Origin of the sequence: Geotalea daltonii FRC-32, assembly GCF_000022265.1 — a bacterium.
GTDB lineage: Bacteria > Desulfobacterota > Desulfuromonadia > Geobacterales > Geobacteraceae > Geotalea > Geotalea daltonii.
This window is the reverse complement of sequence record NC_011979.1, coordinates 1,114,174-1,134,887: the sequence shown is the minus strand read 5'-3', so window position 1 is coordinate 1,134,887 and position 20,714 is coordinate 1,114,174. Positions and strand designations below refer to the sequence as shown.

At 52.9% G+C, this 20,714-nt stretch carries 12 protein-coding genes; 2 read left to right on the top strand and 10 right to left on the bottom strand.

Annotated features, from left to right (window positions below):
• Positions 1–496 precede the first annotated feature (496 nt).
• The 8 genes from GEOB_RS05135 to GEOB_RS05100 all read right to left on the bottom strand — a co-directional run bounded on the left by GEOB_RS05135 (position 497) and on the right by GEOB_RS05100 (position 15,448).
• Positions 497–5,902 carry a right-handed parallel beta-helix repeat-containing protein gene (locus tag GEOB_RS05135; protein ID WP_012646122.1) on the bottom strand — a complete coding sequence of 1,802 codons (5,406 nt, stop codon included), beginning with the start codon at positions 5,900–5,902 and terminating at the stop codon, positions 497–499.
• A gap of 418 nt (positions 5,903–6,320) precedes the next feature.
• On the bottom strand, positions 6,321–8,312 hold the full coding sequence (locus tag GEOB_RS05130; RefSeq protein WP_012646121.1) for a CHASE2 domain-containing protein: 1,992 nt from the start codon (positions 8,310–8,312) through the stop codon (positions 6,321–6,323).
• Positions 8,313–8,320: 8 nt separating this feature from the next.
• Positions 8,321–10,624: a GspE/PulE family protein gene (locus GEOB_RS05125; protein WP_012646120.1), complete on the bottom strand. Its 2,304-nt coding sequence runs from the start codon at positions 10,622–10,624 to the stop codon at positions 8,321–8,323.
• A gap of 174 nt (positions 10,625–10,798) precedes the next feature.
• Complete coding sequence (locus GEOB_RS05120; protein ID WP_012646119.1) at positions 10,799–11,647, bottom strand: hypothetical protein; 849 nt, start codon at positions 11,645–11,647, stop codon at positions 10,799–10,801.
• 189 nt (positions 11,648–11,836) lie between these two features.
• On the bottom strand, positions 11,837–12,634 hold the full coding sequence (gene pgeF / locus GEOB_RS05115; RefSeq protein ID WP_012646118.1) for a peptidoglycan editing factor PgeF: 798 nt from the start codon (positions 12,632–12,634) through the stop codon (positions 11,837–11,839).
• Between the two features lie 28 nt (positions 12,635–12,662).
• Positions 12,663–13,622 (bottom strand): RluA family pseudouridine synthase, encoded by a 960-nt coding sequence (locus tag GEOB_RS05110; protein WP_012646117.1) that lies wholly within the window; start codon positions 13,620–13,622, stop codon positions 12,663–12,665.
• Between the two features lie 75 nt (positions 13,623–13,697).
• The gene (locus GEOB_RS05105; RefSeq protein ID WP_012646116.1) at positions 13,698–13,961 is read right to left on the bottom strand and encodes a hypothetical protein; all 264 of its coding nucleotides are present in this window, start codon (positions 13,959–13,961) and stop codon (positions 13,698–13,700) included.
• Between the two features lie 56 nt (positions 13,962–14,017).
• Positions 14,018–15,448: a DegQ family serine endoprotease gene (locus tag GEOB_RS05100; RefSeq protein WP_012646115.1), complete on the bottom strand. Its 1,431-nt coding sequence runs from the start codon at positions 15,446–15,448 to the stop codon at positions 14,018–14,020.
• 207 nt (positions 15,449–15,655) lie between these two features.
• On the opposite strand from GEOB_RS05100, the gene GEOB_RS05095 reads away from it, so the two are divergent.
• Positions 15,656–16,246 (top strand): helix-turn-helix domain-containing protein, encoded by a 591-nt coding sequence (locus GEOB_RS05095; RefSeq protein WP_012646114.1) that lies wholly within the window; start codon positions 15,656–15,658, stop codon positions 16,244–16,246.
• 7 nt (positions 16,247–16,253) lie between these two features.
• Here GEOB_RS05095 and GEOB_RS05090 read toward each other — a convergent pair whose 3' ends face one another.
• Entirely contained in the window at positions 16,254–16,445 is a 192-nt protein-coding gene (locus GEOB_RS05090) for a hypothetical protein (protein WP_012646113.1), read from the bottom strand.
• Positions 16,446–16,626: 181 nt separating this feature from the next.
• Here GEOB_RS05090 and GEOB_RS05085 point away from each other — a divergent pair, with 181 nt between their 5' ends.
• Complete coding sequence (locus GEOB_RS05085; protein WP_012646112.1) at positions 16,627–18,756, top strand: EAL domain-containing protein; 2,130 nt, start codon at positions 16,627–16,629, stop codon at positions 18,754–18,756.
• Between the two features lie 94 nt (positions 18,757–18,850).
• On the opposite strand, the gene GEOB_RS05080 is transcribed toward GEOB_RS05085, so the two are convergent.
• Positions 18,851–20,698 carry a phosphoenolpyruvate carboxykinase (GTP) gene (locus GEOB_RS05080; RefSeq protein WP_012646111.1) on the bottom strand — a complete coding sequence of 616 codons (1,848 nt, stop codon included), beginning with the start codon at positions 20,696–20,698 and terminating at the stop codon, positions 18,851–18,853.
• Positions 20,699–20,714 lie beyond the last annotated feature (16 nt).

Below are 20,714 nucleotides of genomic sequence, written 5' to 3'. Positions count from 1 at the left end.
TATATATCCAATTCATACCGTATGAATATTCATTGGTTGTAATGTGTCCATCACAGTATTCATTCTTTACAATGGTCTTGTAATAAGTGTTCGTATAGGTATCTTTATATTGATTCTCAGGAAGATAGCAGTTACGGTCCGGATAGCAACAGGTTACTGTACCACTTTGGGTATAATTTATAGTGCCAGGTGAATAGGTAACTGTTTTAATAGCTGCCGGCCGATAATCACAATCCCGCCAAATCTTTACTTCCGACTCCCCGAACTCGGGAGTGTATTTGCAATATATGCTTGGGGGGTTATTCAAATACAAGTCTACCTGCTGCTGGATACTCTGACAGGGAGTAACTGCATAAGCAGGCGTGACAGAAGTCAAAGAGGCAAAGGCCAGCCAGAGCAAAATAAATAATATTATCTTGATTCCAATCATCCTCATTTAATATCTCCACATTGTATGTCTCATCATATGGTTATAGTATATTTCAACCATTTCAAATCAAAGCCCGACCCTAAGGTTGCCTTTTGTGATTGAGTAAGTGCCGGTAACGGGATTGGTCGCATGTATGCTGACAGCATAATCCCCCTCTTCCGATACAGCAAAGTTCTTCCCGAATGCATCACTAAGATCGGCAAGTGTCCATTCCATTTCATAAGTACCTGCCGGCTGAAGCAGATTATTTTGCAGAGTTGCCGCAATACCACTTGGGGAGACAACCTTGATGGTTACATTCGATTCCCTGGAAACTGTGTATTCTATTCTGGTGAACTGCCCATATGAAAGCGAAATTTCATAAGGGTCTGTTTTCAACATGGTCACTTTGGGCATGTCTCCAATAGTCATCAGGAAGTTTTCCGGCAGAAGCGATGCAACCGTGCAGGTTGCAAAAGCGCCATTGGCCATTATTTGCTGGGCAGGGTCCATTCCGAACCAATCAAAGGTGCCGGTTGTTGCCAATGTCGGCACTGCATCCATCATCTTGTACCTTTTGGTTCCCCAGGCAATGCTCATATTGATCCGAGATGGCAGCGACGGAGTATATGTCACCGTCATGGGCAGATTCTTCAGAGGGTTATACGTGCTCTGGGTACAGGTGACACTTCCGGGGCCGTTCGGATATGGCGGAGAGTAGCCGTCGGTTCTTGTTCCGTCGACAGCATTCAGGATATAAAGATATGCTTCATCTGGTACTGTTTTACCGGTCGAGTCGGCGCCGTTCCAGGTAAAGGCATAGTTGCCGGCTGCAAGACAGTTTATTGAGGCTTGATATACGGGAGTGCCATTGGAGCCGAGTTTCTCGGGTATGACATTCAGCGTCACAGTACCCGAGCGGTTGATGGTGAACGGGATGGTTGTTGATTCACCTAAAGCTGTGTTTAAGGTGTTCCGGCTGACTGATATGGATGAAAGAATAAGATTATCCACCGTTACCGGGATAGTGGTTATGGAGCTATTTCCCGCCTTATCCACAGCAGTCAATCTGAGCTGATAGTCACCATTTTGCAGCTTGACCACGTTCTTAAGATCATTGGTTATCCAGACGGCCAGAGTGCCAGAGGTAACTGGCGTGCCCGATGAAGCAAGGAGAGTCCACGCCCCTGCACTCGACACTAACCCATACTCCACTGTGTAGTTATCCAAATTGGTATCCGCTGCCGTTCCGGTGATGGTTACGGTGTTCTGCAGCATTCCGCCGGGAAATGGCGCCGTTACGGAAACAGTGGGCAGCGTACTATCTACCTTTATGTTACCTGTTTTGGGAGAAGCTCCAAGTAAGGACACAGGATCAAGGGCATTAAACGTATAGGTGTATGTGCCGTCAGGAACAACAACATTTCCTGAATCCCGGCCGTCCCAAGTCTGGCTGAAGGAAGAACTTCCCGGCATAGTAAAAGTCCTCACTACAGTACCGGTTGAGTTGCTTAACGTTACGGACCAATTGACCGGGTAGCTGGCCGTCGCGCTAAGTAGCGACGAATCCTTGGTACCATCGCCGTTCGGTGAAAGGTAAGTCTCCGACGAATTTGCATTCTGAATCCAGAGGAGCCTGATGCGTGCCGCTTTTACTGTTGCATTCCCGGCATTATCGGTGACGGTGAGGCGCAGGGTGTATACGCCTCCAGTGGCATTGGTGAGGTCCCAGGCATACAAAAGGTTACCTTGCACTGGAACTGTTGCGCTCCTAAGGGCACTCCAGGAAATCGGGTTGTCTCCTGCCCCATACTCAAGGGTGTAGTTCTTGAAATCGGTAGGATCGGAGGCGGTGCCGGTAACATTGACGATGGTCCCGCCGGAAAAGATCTGATCATCAGTCGGCACATCGAGAATGGCCACAGGAAGTTGGCGGAATACCTTTACGGTTCCTTGTAAGGGAGAGGCCGCTTCCAAAGTCGCAGGATTTACCGCTTCTATCTTGTAGGTATAATTTCCATCCGCTACTTTCACAGACTGGCTGTCTTCGCCAAACCATCTCTGACTGATGGAAGTGCCGGAGCCGGTGAAAATTCTGACGACGTTATTTCCGCTGTCGGTGATAGTGATGGTCCAGTTGGCATTGGCGGAGATGAATGCCCCGAAGGTGAGATAATCCCCATCAGGATTGAACGCTGCTGGCGAAACCTTGACATTGCTGAAAGTCACTCCAGTCCCTGGAGTCTGGCCAATCCAAGGATTGTAGAGTACCTTGTCGCTGACGCTGTTGCCGGTGCCGGAAGGGTTGCTTGCATGGGTTGGTCCGGAGTCTGCCCCCCACCAATTATTTCTTGCGTCAACATCTACAGTCGTGGAACTGTTCCATACACCTGCGGTGGAATTGCCGTAGATTCGTGAATTGACGATGTAAGGGTTTGAAGAAGTGGCATAAACACCCCACTTGTTGGCTGTAACCGTGCAACCAACCACCTGAGGGATGTTTTGTGCACCATATACATAGATGCCGCTTCCGGCACTGTTTCTGATTGTGGAATTACGGATCACTGGCGAAGAAGAATTAAAGACAACGTTTGCGTTATTGTAGTACCCTCCTGAGCCTCCGTATTCGACGACAATGTTATTCAATATACTGCCGCTGGCAGAGTCACCGGAGAAGGTTATACCCGACCAGCTTCCGGCAGTAGGCGTACCCTGACTGGAAGTAAAGGTGATCGCTGCCGTCCCTCCATCGGCAATGATGGACCCCCTGGAAGATCCCGAACCAATCTGCAGCGAGGTGTTTGTGTTAAATTTCACCACGACTCCCGGATCGATGGTCAGGGTAGCGGTGGTGACGGTGTCCTTAAAAACATAGACATTGCCGAGAACAATATATGGTGCTACCCACTTCTTCCAAAGAGTGTTTTGCGTCAGATACTCCCCGACAACCTCGATTTTGCCGGTTGCGGTAAGTCCGCTGAAGGTGTTTTCAGACAAAATCCGGTTTATCAAGGCAGCCCCTGCATGGGGTGGCGAATTATCCCCATTGCTGAAGGTATTGCCGGTGATGGTAGGGGTGATGCCGGTGGATGCGAGGTAGATGCCATTGGCAATGGTTGAATTCGTGACTGACAACATTGAAGTGGAACTGTTCAGGTAAAGGCCGTACTTGCCAGTGCTATTGACGATGGAGACGCTGTAATTGGAAACTGTTGGAGAGCCGCTTCCGTAAATGCCATGACCGGTGGTGTTGGTATTGGTTAAGCTGCCACCGGTAATGATGGGCGATGAGGCAGAAAGATTGATACCGTAGCTGCCGTTGTTGGTAAGAGTGACATTCTCCAGCACCGGGTTACTATTAGAAAAGCTAGCATAGCCCGTCATGTCTGTTATGGTGCAGTTTCTAAAAACAGGTGAAGCGGAGTTGATACTAAAGCCGGTGGTATATTGAATGTCGGCAATTTCGATTACTGATGTTGCATCCACAGTGCCGTCATAATAGGTAAGGCCTGCCCATGTACCGCTGATGCCGCTTCGGGTGAAGGTGATACGATTTGATGGTGTTCCCTGGGCTATCAATGCCCCCTGGTTCGTGCCACTGCCGATCTGAAGTCCGGTGCTGGTCGCAAACTTGATGACGGTTCCCGGTGCAATGGTCAAGGTCGAGGCGGTTGTCGTGGTGTTGTAGACGGAAACAGTGCCGGAGACCACGTGATACGGAGCTGCCAGTGGGCTCCAGGTTACATTACGGTTCACCTGTTCGCCCACGATCTCGATTCTGCCGCCTGAAGTAAGGCCAGTTAGGGCGTTGTTGGCTATAAGCTGCCCGACTATGTTCGCCCCTACATGGATCGGAGAGCTATCCAGATTAGTGAAGGTATTGCCGGTAACGGTCGGGGTAATGCCGGTGGATGCGAGGTAGATGCCATTGGCAATGGTTGAGTTCGTGACTGACAACATTGAAGTGGAACTGTTCAGGTAAAGGCCGTACTTGCCAGTGCTATTGACCATAGAGACATTGTAATTCGTAATGACCGGTGCCCCGTTGCCATAAATACCATGGCCGGTGGTGTTGGTGTTGGTGTTGGTTAGGCTGCCACCGGTAATGATGGGCGATGAGGCAGAAAGATTGATACCGTAGCTGCCGTTGTTGGTAAGAGTGACATTCTCCAGCACCGGGTTACTATTAGAAAAGCTAGCATAGCCCGTCATGTCTGTTATGGTGCAGTTTCTAAAAACAGGTGAAGCGGAGTTGATACTAAAGCCGGTGGTATATTGGATGTCGGCATTCTCGATTACTGATGTTGCATCCACAGCCCCGTCATAATAGGTAAGGCCTGCCCATGTACCGCTAGTGCCGCTCCGGGTAAATGTAATCCTTTCCGTCGTCGTCCCTTTTGCGATTAGTGCCCCTTGATTGGCACCACTTCCTATGTATAGCCCGCTACCGCCTGCAAATAATTTAATTGTTGTTCCTGGCTCGATAGTCAGAGTAGCAGGCGAAATGGTATCTTTGTATACGTAAATGGCTCCTGAAATCACATAAGGCGCAATCTGTTTCCGCCACAGTGTGTCCCTGTTTATCTGCTCGCCTACCACCTCGATCTTGCCGGCAAAGGTCTGGCCGGTCAGGGTGTTGTTGGCGATGATCTGGGCAATGATATTGGCTCCCGCATGAAGGGGGGAGTTATCCAAATTAGTGAAGGTGTTGCCAGTGATAGTCGGGATGATGCCGGTGGAGCCAAGGTAAATGCCATTGGCGATGGTAGAGTTGGTAACACTAAGGGCTGAGGTCGTACTGCTTTGATAGAGCCCATATTTGCCTGCACTGTTGACGATGGAGACGCTGTAATTGGAAAATGTTGGAGAGCCGCTGCCATAAATGCCATGGCCGGTGGTGCTGGTGTTGGTTAAGCTGCCGCCGGTAATGATGGGCGATGAGGAGTTGAGGTAGATGCCGTAGCTGCTGTTGTTGGTAATAGCGACATTCTCCAGCACAGGATTACTATTAGAAAAGCTAGCATAGCCCGTCATGTGAGTTAGGGTGCAGTTTCTGAAAGCAGGCGAAGCAGATGTGATATTTAACCCGCTATTGTACTGGACATCGGCATTTTCGATTACTGAGGTTGCATCCACAGTGCCGTCATAATAGGTAAGACCTGCCCATGTACCGGTTGTGCCGCTTCGGGTGAAGATAATTCTCTCTGTCGTCGTCCCTTTTGCGATTAGTGCTCCCTGACTGGCACCACTTCCTATCTGCAATACGGTATTGGAAGCAAATTTAACCACAACGCCAGGTTCTATGGTGAGGGTAGCTGCTGTGGTACTGGTCCCATACACCTGAACAGTTGAAGTGACATTATAAGGGCTACCGGCCAGAGTCCAGGTTGTATCCGTGGAAATGACACCTCCTACCGTAGTATCTGCAAAAGACGGCAGAGCATGACTTATCAGAATGAACAAAAAGAAAAAGAGTGTTTTGAGTCCCTTCACTACACCCTCCTGTAAGGTTATTTGGTTTAGAACTAATTTGACGGCATACACAATAATGCTGAGAAAATCAATATTAATGGACTGTAAAATTTCTTTACAGTTGTAAAAATATTTTACAGTACTTATAAATATCTTTTTAATTCAATAGGTTAAATGCTGCCAGAACATGTAGAATTGATTCAAAGATTTGACTTCTTAAAATAAAATAATTTTATACTTAGTGGTTTAGTAATTGATCAAATATGGAGGAATAAAGGTAGGAAGGGTTATTTGTTGTCAGTGAATATCTCTGCCAGCTAGGAGTCTGTCGGACTTAGGGATCGAAGCGAGAGAATGGAAAATCGAGGATGGATATTTGGAAATTCGAAAGCGAATAGTGGACCTATTTGTAGAAAATTTACGGAGATCATTTCAAAAATCATTTCTCCGCAAATCGAACCACCGCCCCCTCGGGGCAGTCTTCGATAACAAGGGACTGGGAGGGGTCCGGCTGTTCCTCCAGGCGGTAAAGTCCAACCGGCTCTTCCTTCCCCTTGACAATCACCCGTTCAATACCGTGGATGGACAGCCCTGACAACCTTACATCCGGCTCCCTACCGCAGAGCTTGGCTACGGTGTTGGCGGTGATGAGGATCGGCACTTGGTAGTGGCGGGTCAGGGATTCCACCCGGGAGCCAAGATTCACCTGGTCGCCGATGACGGTGTAATCCATCTTCTTGCCCAGGGCGCCGATGTTCCCCACCAGCACTTCGCCGGTATTGATGCCGATGCCGGCGTGGAGCGCCGTTTTTCCCTCCGCCAGCCACTTTTCCCGCAATCGCTTCATCTCCCTGGCCATTTCCGCGGCGCAGCCGATGGCCCGCTCGGCGTGGTCCGCCGCCGGCAGGGGCGCCCCCCAGAAGACGACGATGGCGTCGCCGATGAACTTGTCCAGGGTCCCCTGCCACTTGAGAATGACGTCGGTCATTGCCCCCAGGTATTCATTGAGGATCGCCACCACCTCCTCGGGCGAGTGCTGCTCGGAAAAGGTGGTAAACCCCACCAGGTCGCTGAACAGCACCGTCACCTCTCGCCGCTCCCCCCCAAGCTTCGCCATCTCCGGGTTGTCAATCAGCTCGTTGACGATGGTGCGGGTGACATAGTTGGAGAACATGGCCCTGATTTTCCTGGCCCGCTGCTCCTCGAAGGCATAGTTGAAGGCAGTAACGCCGATGAAGATGAAGAGCAGGTTATTGCTGGGATAGGCCAGATTGAGCCAGATGCCCTTCAGGCTGAAGAGCAGGTAGCCGGAGATGAAGAGTGCCAGCATACCTACAGCCGTTGCCGTTATGGCACCGACGATCTTCCGCCGGCTGAGGATCAGTGTCAGGAGCAGGCCGCTGCCGATAAGTACCGCCAGATCGGCAATACCAGATACTTTGCGGATGAAGGAACGATCTATGATGGAGGCAGCGATGGCGGCATGTTTTTCGACCCCGGGCATGGCCGCCGCCATGGGGGTTACCCGCAGGTCATAGATGCCGGGAGCGGTAGCTCCGATCAGGATGACCCGGTTCTCAAGCTGCTTCGCCGGGACGGTACCGTCGAGGATGTCGCTGATGGAATAATGGGGAAAGGAGCCGCCGGGGCCATAATAGTTGATGATGGTGCGTCCCCAGACATCGGTAGGAATGACAGTCTGTCCGACGGTAACTGACTCCGTTGCCCTGACGGTGATGCTTTCCGGGGGCACGCCGAGGAAATAGGCTGCCGCCTGCAACCCAAGGGGGGAAAAGTAGCGGCCACCGCAGGAGACGACGAGCGGCTCCCAGCGCATGGTGCCGTCGCTGTCCGGGAGCATGCTGATGTGGCCAAAGCCCATGGCTTCATGGCTCAATGCTGGAACAGGGAGATTGACCCTATTTGCCGAGGGGGGAACAAAATCATTCAGAAGGTGCCGATTTTTAATGTTGCTATAGGAGGAGGTATCAAGAAGCGGATCCGGTTTACCGGCTGGAGACCCGTGAAAATCGAACACTATGGGAAGGATGACATTGCCGGCCCTGCTGATGGCTTTGGCAAAGAGGGGGTCGCTTTCATCGGCTTCCGAAAAAATGACATCGAAGGCAATGACGGCGACATTAGCCTCGGCAAGGCGATCCACCAGACGGGCCATCACTGACCGATCCCAGGGCCAGCGGCCGATTTTCTGCAGGCTTTTTTCGTCTATTTCGGCAATGGCGACAGCTTCGGGAGAGGTGACGGCGCCGCGGAGCTTGAAGCCGGTGTCGAAAAGTTTCATCTCCAGCAGTTCCAGGGGGTAGAACTGGCGGAGCATCAACACCACCATGAGGACAGTGACGAGCATGCCGATCAGGCCCCGCCAGGCCGGGGCCGGGATGCTGCCGATTTGCCTGAGAGGATTCTTCATGGGGAGCCTTACTTGATGCAGACCCGGCGGACTTCTTTTAAGTCCGTCAGCCCCTGGAACACCTTGAGGATGCCGTCCTGCTTGAGGGTGGTCATGCCGTCGGCTATGGCCTGCCGTCGGATGGTATCCACTTCTTCCTTGCGCTTGATGAGGGCCTTCATGGCATCGGTGCACTCCAGGATCTCGTGCAGGCCGAGCCGCCCTTTGTAACCGGTTTCATTGCATTTTGCGCATCCCTTGGCCCGTGCGAGCTTGATCTCTCCCCTGTCCATGCCAAGCCGGGCAAAGTGTTCGGCGCCGTATTCCTCTATAATTCCGTCCAACTCCCTTTGCTCGGGGATATAGATCTCCCGGCAATCGTGACAGAGCCTGCGGGCAAGGCGCTGGGCGAGGATACAGAGGAGGGCGTCGGAGAAGCTGAACGGGTCCATCCCCATGTCCAGAAGCCTGGTGACTGTCTCCGGAGCAGAGTTGGTATGGAGTGTGGAAAACACCAGGTGGCCGGTGAGGGAAGCCTCGATGCCGGTTGAGGTCGTTTCGGCGTCCCGCATCTCCCCGACCATGATCACATCCGGGTCGGCACGCAGGAATGAGCGCAGGGCGGCGGCAAAGGTAAAGCCGATGCGGGAGTTGACCTGTACCTGGCGCAACCCCTTCTGGGTGATCTCCACCGGGTCTTCGGCAGTCCAGATCTTCGTTTCGGGGTCGTTGATGCGGGCCACGGCCGAGTGCAGGGTGGTCGTCTTGCCCGAGCCGGTGGGACCCACCACAAGGATCAGACCGTATGGTTTCTTGATGGACTCTTCAAATATCCTGGTATTGCGGGAGGTAAGGCCCAGCTTGTCGAAGGGAATCGGCTCGCCTGAGGCAAGTACCCTCAGCACCACGTCTTCCAGCTGGCCGGCGGTGGGGAGAGTGGCAACCCGCAGTTCCACGTCGATGGGACCGAACTTCTTGAAGTCGATCTTGCCATCCTGGGGCTTGCGCCGTTCTGCGATGTCGAGCCCGGACATGATCTTGATGCGGGAGGTGATGGCATGCTTGTATTTATATGGAATGCGCTGATAGATCTTGCAGCGGCCGTCGATCCTGATCCGTACCAGGACGTCATTCTTTCCCGGGTAGGGTTCGATATGAATATCGGATGCCTTGGCATTGTAGGCATCGCAGACAATCTTGTTCACCAGCTGGACGATGACGCTATCCTGGTCGGAGACTTTCTGTACCTCCTGCTCCACTTCCGGCTCGTCTGAGGTGTCAAGCCTGTTGAGAAGTTCGGAGATGGTGGAGGAATCGCCCCCCACCATGGAGCCAAGATTGTAGAAGTGGTCGATGAAGAGGTCGATGTCCTGGCGATAGGCGCCGACAAAGCTCAAGCGGCGGTACTCGGGATAAACGAACCTGATCAGGTCCTGCTTGGCCAGATCGGTGGGATCTTCCATGGCCACCTGCAGGACGCCGTTTTCAATCTTCACCGGTATCCAGCGCTCCTTTTTCAGGCGGTCAGGCTTGATTCGCTCCAGAAGATCGACCAGGGGAGGAAGGGTGCCGTCGAAGCAGACGAAATCGGTACCGAAGTATAGGCTGAGGCTTTTGGCCATATCCTCGGAGGAAATGGAGAATTCGCGCATGATGAGATGGTCGAGACCGATCTTTGCCAGATCCGGATGGCTTGAAGCCTTCTGGATGTCCTTCTCGTCGATCAGGTTCTTGTCCAGAAGATAATTGTAGCGGGAATTTTGGCGGATAATCTTTACCGAGGCACTGATGCGATAGATGTTGTGGATGGCAATGGACAGCGAGGTTGCCAGCTCCGAGGCATAGCTCAAATCGGTGGAGGTGAAGGCAGCGGCACCTTTCTTGTTGATCAACTGCATGACGCCGATCAGCTTGCTGTCGAAGATCATCGGCACGCAGAGCACCTGCGCCGTGTGGAAGCCGGTTTTCTTATCCCAAGTGTCGTCGAACTTAAGGCCGGTGTTGATCATCTTCAGCTCGTGGTCGTCGTATGCATTGGTGATATTGATCAACTGCTGTGACGTGGCACAATAGCCGGCAATGCTTTCCGGCGAGATGGGGACGACAATCTGCTTCAGTTCGTCTCCGGATTTGACCCGGGAAATGAGCACGTTCCGCTGCCGGTCTGCCACATAAATGGTCATCCGCTCCGCTTTGAACAGCTCGGCAATGCTGTCTTTCAGCTGTATCAGGATGCTGTTCAGGTTGGCGGCGGAGTGGATCTCATTGATCTTCTCCATGAAGCGCTTGCGGTACTCCAGTTGCTCCTTCAATAAGCCGGTGGCCATGTCCATAACAGTTCCCTCAGTGACTGTGCAGAGTAAGCTTCATTAAACATAACAGGCGATGTCTCTTTTGCAAGCCTGGTCCGGATAAAGGAAAACCCGCACCTGAACAGTGCGGGTTTGACATCTCAATCCTTTTTCTTTTTATTGCCGCGGCCATCTCTGTCAGGCATCAGCCATTCCTCACTTCTGTTCGGCAGCTTTCTGTACTTTATCGTCCGACTTCCTGCCGCCGAAGAAATTACGCTCGGGCTCCTGCAGGGAAACCATGTCGCCGAAGATATTATTGTAAAGGATGGAAACCTGCCCCTTGCCCTTGCTGGCGGATTCCATCTTGGCAAAAGCCCTGGCGATGCCGGCAATGGTCTTGAACCTTACCTCGACCCTGTCGCTTTCGTTGGCTGCAGCTTCATCAAAATCAGGATACTGGAGTGAGAACAGCATCGGATAGGTGAGGGAGCGCTGGCGGAAATTGGGGTATTCCCAGAGGGTGTTGCCATCGGCATCCATGATCTGGGCGGAAACTGCCAGGTAGTTGTAATCGCTGTCCAGGTAGGAAAGGAGGTTGCTTGAGTAGATTTTTTCCGGCCTGGTAAGGCCGTTAATTGTCACCAGCATGAGGGCATCGACGCCGTTTTTGGCGATCAGGTTCTTCAGCTCTTCAGGCTTGAAGAAATACTTGTTGTATTTTACCCCCGCGTCGTCGCGCCGTTCTCGACGCGACAGGAGCGTTGAAAAAAGCTGATCGGCATCATCTTCCAGCAGTCGCACGGCAAAGTAAGTCCCGGTCTCCCTGAGTTGCGCCACCAGTTCCTTTTCGTTCTTGCGATTGTTTTCCCGGAGCAGGTTCACAACTGCATCCTTTTCCGGATGCTGGATGTCTGAACCGCCATCCACAAAAATCGGCGCTACCCCCAGAGTACGCACCTGTTTTTCGTAGACGTCCCTGGGAACATTGTAAAAATTCTGGGCACAGCCGAAGGTAAAAAGCGATGCCACTAAAAGAAGTACAGATCTGAAAACAGTTTGCATTTGTACATCCTCCCGAAAAAGTAGTGTTTCCTGCATCAATGGCAGAAGAGCTGGAATACCGCTAGCATAAAAACGAGGGATTTTTCGTTCTGGCAAGGAAATCGAGAGATTGCGCGGAGGCGTACACCAGTACGCCGCACAAGCAAGTCCGAAGATTGACACCGCCAGGGCGAAAAAGGATCGTTTTTCCTATTTCAACATGATGAATCCCATCTGCCGCCCCGTATCCCCCTGATCCCGGCGATAGGAGAAAAATAGATCAGGGTTGCAGCTGACGCACTGCTCGGATTCGGATATATTCTCCTCAATGATTCCAGTTTCCAGCAACTGCCGCCGGTTTGCCGCAGCCAAATCCAACCCCCATTTACCTTCCCCCCGGGGCACCGCATGCAACTCCCAGCCGGAGGCCCCTTTTTTGAATGCCTCCATCACCGGCGCATCCACCTCGTAACAGCAGGGACCGATGGCGGGACCGATGGCAGCCAGGATATCGCCACTGGCAGAGCCGAACAGTTCTTTCAAGGCGTTGACCCCTTTCTTGCAGATCTCGGCGGCAGTCCCTTTCCAGCCGGCGTGAATTGCAGCAACCGCGCCCTTCACCGGATCCAGGAGAAGGACGGGCACGCAATCGGCAACGGTAATGCCGATCAGGACCTGCGGTTGGTTGGTAATGATACCGTCGCATTCCAGGGCATGGAAATGGGCAAAATCGGGATTGGGGGCATCTATGACTAACAGGTCGGTGCCATGCACCTGCTTCACAGTCACCAGACGGTCAAGACTTGCGCCGACTGACCGGGCAAGCAGGCTGCGATTGCCTTCAACACTGTGGGGAGAATCGAAGGTGTTGGAGCCCAGATTGAGAGAGTTGTAAGGAGGCCTGGAGACCCCCTCGTGACGGGTAGTGAAGCCCATCACCGCTCCCCCACATTTCATCATCTTCTGGGGCTCAAGATAGTGGATCTTGCCTGCTTTTTTCATTTCCATATTTTATTATCCTTCGTAACTATATTTATCATGGCTGGGACGACTTCTCCAGGTGCTCGACGATTGTCGCCATGTCCCGGGGAAGGTCCGTATCGAATTCAAGGTACTCTTTCGTGGAAGGGTGAACGAAGCCGAGGGTCTTGGCGTGGAGCGCCTGTCGCCCAAGCTCCCTGATCAGCCTGCGCAGCACCGGGTCTTTTACCGAATCAAGGCGGGCTCCGCCTCCATAGACTTCGTCTCCCACCAATGGATGACCCGCTTCGGAGAGATGAACCCTTATCTGGTGGGTGCGGCCGGTTTCCAGGCGCAGGCGGATCAGACACATTCCCGGGTAACGGCCGATAACCCGCCAGTGGGTCACGGCATGCTTGCCGTGCCGCGCTTTGCCGGACATGCGTTTTCTGTCCACCGGGTGGCGGCCGATTATCGATTCCAGGCGCCCGCTGTCCGTCTTGGGAGAGCCATAGACAATGGCAATGTAAATCCTCTTGATGCTGTGTTCCCGGAATTGTTCCGACAGGGCCAGATGGGATGCGTCATTCTTGGCCACAACCAGGATGCCGGAGGTGTCCTTGTCGATGCGATGGACTATGCCGGGGCGCAATTCCCCCCCGATGCCCGAAAGGTCCGTGCAGTGACCGAGAAGGGCATTGACGAGGGTTCCCCCGCTGTTGCCTGCGCCCGGGTGAACCACCATGCCGGCACCCTTGTTGACCACCACCAGATCGCGATCCTCGTAAAGGATCTCCAGGGGAATGTTTTCAGGGGCAGGCCCTGCCTCGACCGGCGGTGGAACAGCTATTTTCAGCTGCTCCCCCCCTTTGAGCTTCAGTGAAGGCTTTGGCGGCATCCCATTGACCGTTATCATGCCGCTTTCCATAAGACGTTGCACCGCTGCCCTGGTCAGGGTCTCCACCGTCCGCGCGATGTAACTGTCCAGCCGTTCCGCTTCCGTGTTTTCCGGTACGGTTAATTCAATGTCTGTCACTTCAATGCCCTGTGAAAAAAAATGAGGCGCGATTTGACAAACCGCGCCTCCGGATGATGTTCTATGAACCGCAGCTTACCAGATTGAAGATTCTATTTTGCCCGACCGTTTGATGAGTACATCAACGACAGCAATCTCGAAGACGTTGGATTGGGCAATTTCAGGGGAAACCCTGGTATTGAAATGTTGACGACCCTCGTCCAGCTCTTCCGTGAGCAATTCAAAGATATTATCGTTCTTTATCCCCTGCTCCACCTTTTCCCGATTGTAAATGGCAACGTCGGAAATGATGGCCCTCGCCAGCCGCCTGGCCTGTTCAGGATTGTCTATAAGACTCATGCTCTCACCTGACCAATGATTTTTTTAGGCAATGTAACTTATTTCGATTGCAGATACTACCTTATTTTCATGGCGAAGTATATGCTGGCATTTCCCCTTCTCACCAAGAGGGCAACCGAGCCCTTGCGTTCCGCATCCTTGATAGCCCTGGCATAATCCCCGGTGCCGGAAATCTTCTTCTGATTCACCGAGACCAGCACATCTCCCTGCTGGATACCGCTTTCCGCCGCCAGCCCCCCCTCTTCCACATCCGTTACAATTACCCCTTGCAGCCCTGTCTGTTTCAGTTCCCTTGGCAAGTCTGCGACTGCAAGACCCAGTGCCGCCGAACCTGCTTCCGAAGGAGCCGGCGCCAACGCAGCCGCACTGTCCGCTGAAGCCGGTGCTACGGTAAGCTTTTTAGTCTGCCCTTCCCGCAGCACCTCTATTTCCACCGCAGAGCCGACGGGAGTATTGGCGACCGTCAACTGTAGCTGCTGCACTGATTTTATCTCCTTACCGGCAAAACCGGTAATGATATCGCCTTGCCTGACTCCCGCCTTGGCTGCAGGACTTCCCGGAACAACATCGCTGACCAGCGCACCCTGCGTCTTGTTCAATCCGAAAGATTGGGCCAGATCTTCCGTAACCGGCTGTATGGAAACCCCCAGCCAGCCGCGGGTGACATTACCCTTTTTGATCAGTTGCGGCACGGCAATTTTGGCCATGTTAATGGGAATGGCAAAGCCGATCCCCTGTCCCGAGGCAACAATGGCCGTGTTGATGCCTATTACCTCCCCGTAAACGTTGAGCAGGGGCCCGCCTGAATTCCCCGGATTAATGGATGCATCGGTCTGGATGAAGTTTTCATAGGTTTCGATGCCCATGTTGGAGCGGCCTGTGGCGGATATGACCCCCACCGTGACTGTACGATTGAGGCCGAAGGGATTGCCGATGGCAATGCTCCACTGGCCCACGCTCAGTTTGTCGGAATCACCGAGGACAGCTACGGGAAGGTCTCCGTTGGCATTTATCTTTATTACAGCGATGTCGGTCTTGGGATCGCCGCCGACAACCTTGCCCTTGTAGGTTTTTTCATCGGAAAGGGTGACCTGGATGCTCTCGGCATCCCTCACCACATGATCGTTGGTAATGATGTAGCCATCCTTGCTGATGATGAAGCCGGAGCCGAGACTGTTCTCACGCCGGTACTGGGGCATCCCTCCCCGGCCGCCAAAAAAATCCTCAAAAAACGGAGACATCTCGAAGAAAGGCTGGACCAATTTTTTCTTGCTTACGGTGGAGATATTGACGACTGCCGGGTTTACCACCTTCACCACATTGGAAAAAGCCTGCTGTGTGGCAAGTATATCCTTGGGCACTTCCTTGACCGGGGCTTCGGCAGTACCCTTACGGCTGGATTCGGAGAAGTATGCCTCCTCTGTTTTTCTGCATGCCGGAAGGAGGCTGACAAAAATCAGCAGAATGATGAAAAAACGGTTTCCCATTGCATCTACTCCATTAAGGGTTTTCGACTGGCAAACGCTGCAAGATTAGCCAAAATTCCGGGCGCTGTCAACGGATTTAAGACCGGTGAACAGGCGCAGATGCCTTCTGATTAGCGGTTTACCTGCCAGCGCTGTTGGAATACCCCCATGCAATAACTCCTTGACGGAAAGCAGCCTTTTGCTTATAAAGCCATAGCAGGGGGAGCCGTGAAAGAGATAAAATCCGAAGTTCTCGAATTAAAGCTTGGTGAAAAGATCAGAAAACTGAGACAGGAGCAGAGACACACCCTGCAGGAGCTGGCTGACGTTACAGGTCTGTCCAAGCCGCTTTTGTCCCAGATAGAAAATGACCAGGTTACGCCCCCGCTGGCCACGCTGCTCCGCATTGCCAAAGGGTTGAAGGTCGGCATTCACTATTTCTTTGAAGAGGAAGGAGACCGGCAGAAGTTCGTTCTGACCAGAGGCGGAGACGGACCGTCAAGCCGACGCCGCTCAGGTGCAGACCCTGTTCAGGGTTATCTTTACCGCCCCCTGGCACCAGGCATCCGCCACAAGCAGATCGAACCTTTCCTGATCGAATTCGAACAGGCCGACTGGGACGACAGCCGCTTTTACAGCCATGAAGGGGTGGAATTCATTTATCTCCTGGAAGGGGTGCTGGAATTTCATTACGGTACGGACGTCATGACCCTGTTGCCCGGAGACAGCATCTATTATGATTCTGCAGAACCGCACGGCTATGTTTCGACCGGCACGGAGCCGGCAAAAGCCGTCGCAGTCCTTTACTCCAAGGATTAGCCCCCATTTACAGCTCTTCGCATTCTTCGGGCGGCCAGCTATCCAGCACGCCATTCTCCAGTTCCACCTGAATCGTTTCACCGCTGGGAGTACAGCTGAAGGTCAGCCCCACCTCCCCGGTCTTTACATTCCTCAGCCTGACCCTCTCATCCTTATGCTCCGTGCGCTGACAAACATCGTTGTGATCTGTTTTTTTCATTTGCCACCTCTCACATTCTTCCCGCATGCTTAAGGGTAACACGGCTAAAGCCAGTTGCAAGCCGTGCTGCATCTAAGCATCCACACACTTAAATACCTTCTGCAATTTGACTGACATACAAAACCTGTTTCAATATCTAGATTAATACCTTATAATATGAATATTTTTACACAGGGGACTTATGCAATTTACCACAGCGAAATTATTTGCCCCGACCCTACTGTTTGTGGAAGATGACAGGAGCACCAGGGATCTGATTTCATTGGTCATAGATGCCAGATTTCCTGGAATCAAATTGATCACGGCAGCCAACGGTGCGAACGGGCTCGAACTGTATAAAAAGCATAGACCCGAGATCGTTCTTACCGACATGAAAATGCCGGTGATGGACGGCATAACCATGGCAAAGGAGATAAAGCAACTGAGCAGGGAGGCCAAAATCATTATCCTTTCTGGCCAGACCGATGCGAGACTCCTCCTTGAAGCAATCGATATCGGCATCAGCCATTACGTGCTTAAACCGATCAATCAGGAAAAACTGCAGGCGGTCATTAAAGAATGCCTGGAATGCAGCAGGCTTGAGCAGCAGCTGCGTGAACAGGAAGTCTTCATTCGCCGCTTATCCCGAGCCGTTGAACAAAGTCCTGTCTCCATCATGATAACCGACACTTCCGGAAACATCGAGTATGTCAATCCAAGGTTTACAAAGCTCACTGGATACAGCCTGCAGGAAGCTGCAGGCAATAAGCCGAGCATGCTGAAATCAGGCCAAAGCCCGGACGATGACTATCGGAGGCTATGGGAAATCATAAGCAGCGGTGGAGAGTGGTGGGGAGAGTTCCACAACCGGAAAAAGGACGGTACATACTACTGGGTTTTGACCTCCATTTCCCCCATTATCGACGGAGATAATCACATCACCCATTTCATAGCCTTTCAGGAAGACATCACCGAGCGCAAGCAGGCAGAAGATACGATCAAGCAGATGGCCTATTATGACGCGCTTACCGGCCTGCCAAACCGCCAATTATTCAACGAGTTGATGCACCTTGCCCTGGCCCAGGCCCAGCGCCATGGCAGGCTTCTTGCCATTCTTTTTCTTGACCTGGACAGGTTCAAGGTAATCAACGATACCCTTGGCCATGGCGTCGGTGATGAGCTCCTGAAGGCAGCCGCCCTGCGCCTCAGGGAATGCTGCCGCCGCGACATCGATACTGTCGCCAGGCGGGGTGGCGATGAGTTTATCATCCTCCTCCCAGACCTGGATTCGGTCCAGGAAGCGGTGAGGGTTGCCCAGAAGATAATTGTGTCATTCAACCGGCTGTTTACACTTCCCGACATCGAGCTGTTTGTCAGCACCTGCATCGGTATCAGTATTTATCCCGACGACGGTAAAGATGCCGAAACACTGATCAAGAATGCCGATATGGCCATGTACCGGGCAAAAGAGCAGGGCCGCAACCGCTACCATCTTTATACTTCCTCCATGGACGAACAGGCACTGCAACGACTCACCATGGAGAACGACCTGCGCCGGGCACTGCAGAACGGCGAGTTTCTCCTCTACTATCAGCCCAAGATAAACATCACCTCAGGCCGGATTGTCTGCTTCGAGGCCCTGGTACGCTGGCAGCACCCGGAAATCGGCCTTGTCTCGCCCAATCAGTTTATCCCGCTGGCTGAAGATATAGGCCTGATAGTCCCCCTGGGACAATGGGTGCTTCGGGCTGCCTGCCGGCAGAACAAAAGTTGGCAGGAAATGAACTACCCCCCCATGCGTGTGGCCGTAAATTTCTCGCCAAAACAGTTCCTGCAACCGATGATGGTAAACATGGTCGAGCAGGTCCTGGCCGAGGAGGACATGGATCCCCGTTGGCTGGAAATGGAAGTGACCGAAAACGTAATGCTGCAAAATGTGGATAAGACCATCGATACTTTAAACAGACTCAATAACTTGGGCATACACATATCGATAGATGATTTCGGCACCGGCTATTCTTCCCTGTCATACATCAAGAAGCTGCCGATCCAGACACTGAAGATAGATCAATCCTTTGTCAGCGACATCGACACCAATAAGGATGATGCAGCCATAGCGACGGCAGTCATAAACATGGCCAGGAGTCTGAGACTTAATGTCATTGCGGAAGGAGTAGAGACTGTAGAGCAGTTGAAGATGCTGAGTGACCTGGATTGCCAGGAGATGCAAGGCTACCTCTTCAGCAAGCCGGTTTCTGCAGAAGAGGTTACCCACCTGCTCAAAAGTACCGAATGGCCGTATCTTGCCATGGGCCACCTGCATTCAACCTGATCATGCCGGCAGGTGTTCTTGAGCCGTACAAAAAGAGAGGCCCCGCGAAAAACGGGGCCTCTTGTCGTAATATCCGCTTTTTTATAGCGGGGTATCAGTCATTGTAACCTTCAACGAAAGGATTGATCTGCTCCCAGTGCTCCGGCGAACGCCAGAGGCTGGAGGTTATCAGCTCGCGCATGTGCAGGAACTCCTTGGGGAGACGGTCATAAATCTTGACGAAGAGTTCATCGTGGGCGATCAACTCGTTCTGCCAAACATCGCGGTCGACGGAGGTAAGTTCGTTGAACTTTTCCCGTGTCATGTCGAGACCTTCCCAGTCCATGTCCTCGTAGCGAGGCATCCAGCCCAGTGGTGATTCGACAGCAGCGGCTTTGCCCTGGACACGCTCGACGATCCACTTGAGAACGCGCATATTGTCACCGTAGCCCGGCCAGATGAATTTGCCATTGGCGTCCTTACGGAACCAGTTGACGCTGAAGATGCGCGGCGGCTTGGGTACGGAACGGCCGAACTGCAGCCAATGGCCGAAATAGTCAGCCATGTGGTAACCGCAGAAGGGAAGCATGGCGAAGGGGTCGCGGCGTACGTTGCCGGTGGCGCCGACGGCAGCGGCGGTTGTCTCCGAACCGAGGGTCGCGGCAAGGTAGACGCCGAAGTTCCAGTTGAAGGCCTGGTAGACCAGCGGCACGGTATCCTTGCGGCGGCCACCGAAGATGAAGGCGCTCATGGGCACCCCTTTGGGGTTTTCCCAATCAGGGTCAATGGAAGGACACTGGGAGGCAGGTGCGGTAAAGCGGGAGTTGGGATGGGCTGCGTTACGGCCGCAACCGGGCGTCCACTCCTGCCCCTGCCAGTCCGTCAATTTTGCCGGGAGCTCGTCGGACATTCCTTCCCACCACACATCCCCATCAGGGGTCAGAGCAACGTTGGTGAAAATGGTGTTTTTTGAACAGGAGGCCATGGCGTTGGGATTGGTCTTGGTATTTGTCCCGGGGGCAACGCCGAAGTAACCGTATTCCGGGTTAATTGCATAGACTTGGCCATCGGGGCCGGGCTTGATCCAGGCAATGTCGTCACCAAGGGTGGTTACCTTCCAGCCTTTGTCCTGTATAGGTTTTGGCGGAATCAACATGGCGAAGTTGGTCTTGCCGCAGGCGCTCGGGAAGGCACCGCCGACATAGGTCTTCTCGCCGGTCGGGGACTCGACGCCGAGGATCAGCATATGCTCGGCCAGCCACCCTTCGTCCTTACCCTGCTTGGAAGCGATGCGCAATGCCAGGCATTTCTTCCCGAGTAATGCATTGCCGCCGTATCCAGAGCCGAAAGACCAGATGGCGCGCTCTTCCGGAAAATGGACGATGTACTTTTCCTTGTTACATGGCCACGGCACGTCCTTCTGCCCCGGCTCAAGCGGTGCCCCCACAGAGTGCAGGCAGGGGACGAACTCACCGTCACCCAGGACGTCAACCACTTTCTTGCCCATGCGGGTCATGATCTTCATATTGACCGCAACGTACGGGGAGTCGGAGATCTCGACACCGATCTTGGCAATCGGCGAACCGAGAGGTCCCATGCTGAACGGAATGACATACATGGTGCGGCCACGCATGCAGCCCTTGAAGAGACCGGTCAGGGTCTTCTTCATCTCTTTCGGCTGAACCCAATTGTTAGTAGGACCTGCATCCTGCTTGGTCAGGCTGCAGATAAAGGTCCGGTCCTCCACCCTGGCTACGTCACTTGGATCAGACCAGGCCAGATAGCTGTTAGGGCGCTTTTCCTGATTCAGTTTCCTGAAAGTGCCGCTTTCAACCAACTGGGTGCAAAGACGGTCATACTCTTCCTGTGAGCCGTCACACCAGTATATGCTTGCAGGTTGGCACAGTGCTGCAACTTCTTCTACCCATTTTCGCAATTGCTCGTTTTTTACTTCATAACTCATTACAATCTCCTCCTCA

Coding starts and splice junctions, on each gene's coding strand:
- GEOB_RS05130 (WP_012646121.1), bottom strand. CDS start 8,312: ATGAAGAATCCTCTCAGGCAAATCGGCAGCATCCCGGCCCCGGCCTGG.
- GEOB_RS05125 (WP_012646120.1), bottom strand. CDS start 10,624: ATGGACATGGCCACCGGCTTATTGAAGGAGCAACTGGAGTACCGCAAG.
- GEOB_RS05120 (WP_012646119.1), bottom strand. CDS start 11,647: ATGCAAACTGTTTTCAGATCTGTACTTCTTTTAGTGGCATCGCTTTTT.
- pgeF (WP_012646118.1), bottom strand. CDS start 12,634: ATGGAAATGAAAAAAGCAGGCAAGATCCACTATCTTGAGCCCCAGAAG.
- GEOB_RS05105 (WP_012646116.1), bottom strand. CDS start 13,961: ATGAGTCTTATAGACAATCCTGAACAGGCCAGGCGGCTGGCGAGGGCC.
- GEOB_RS05100 (WP_012646115.1), bottom strand. CDS start 15,448: ATGGGAAACCGTTTTTTCATCATTCTGCTGATTTTTGTCAGCCTCCTT.
- GEOB_RS05090 (WP_012646113.1), bottom strand. CDS start 16,445: ATGAAAAAAACAGATCACAACGATGTTTGTCAGCGCACGGAGCATAAG.
- GEOB_RS05085 (WP_012646112.1), top strand. CDS start 16,627: ATGCAATTTACCACAGCGAAATTATTTGCCCCGACCCTACTGTTTGTG.
- GEOB_RS05080 (WP_012646111.1), bottom strand. CDS start 20,698: ATGAGTTATGAAGTAAAAAACGAGCAATTGCGAAAATGGGTAGAAGAA.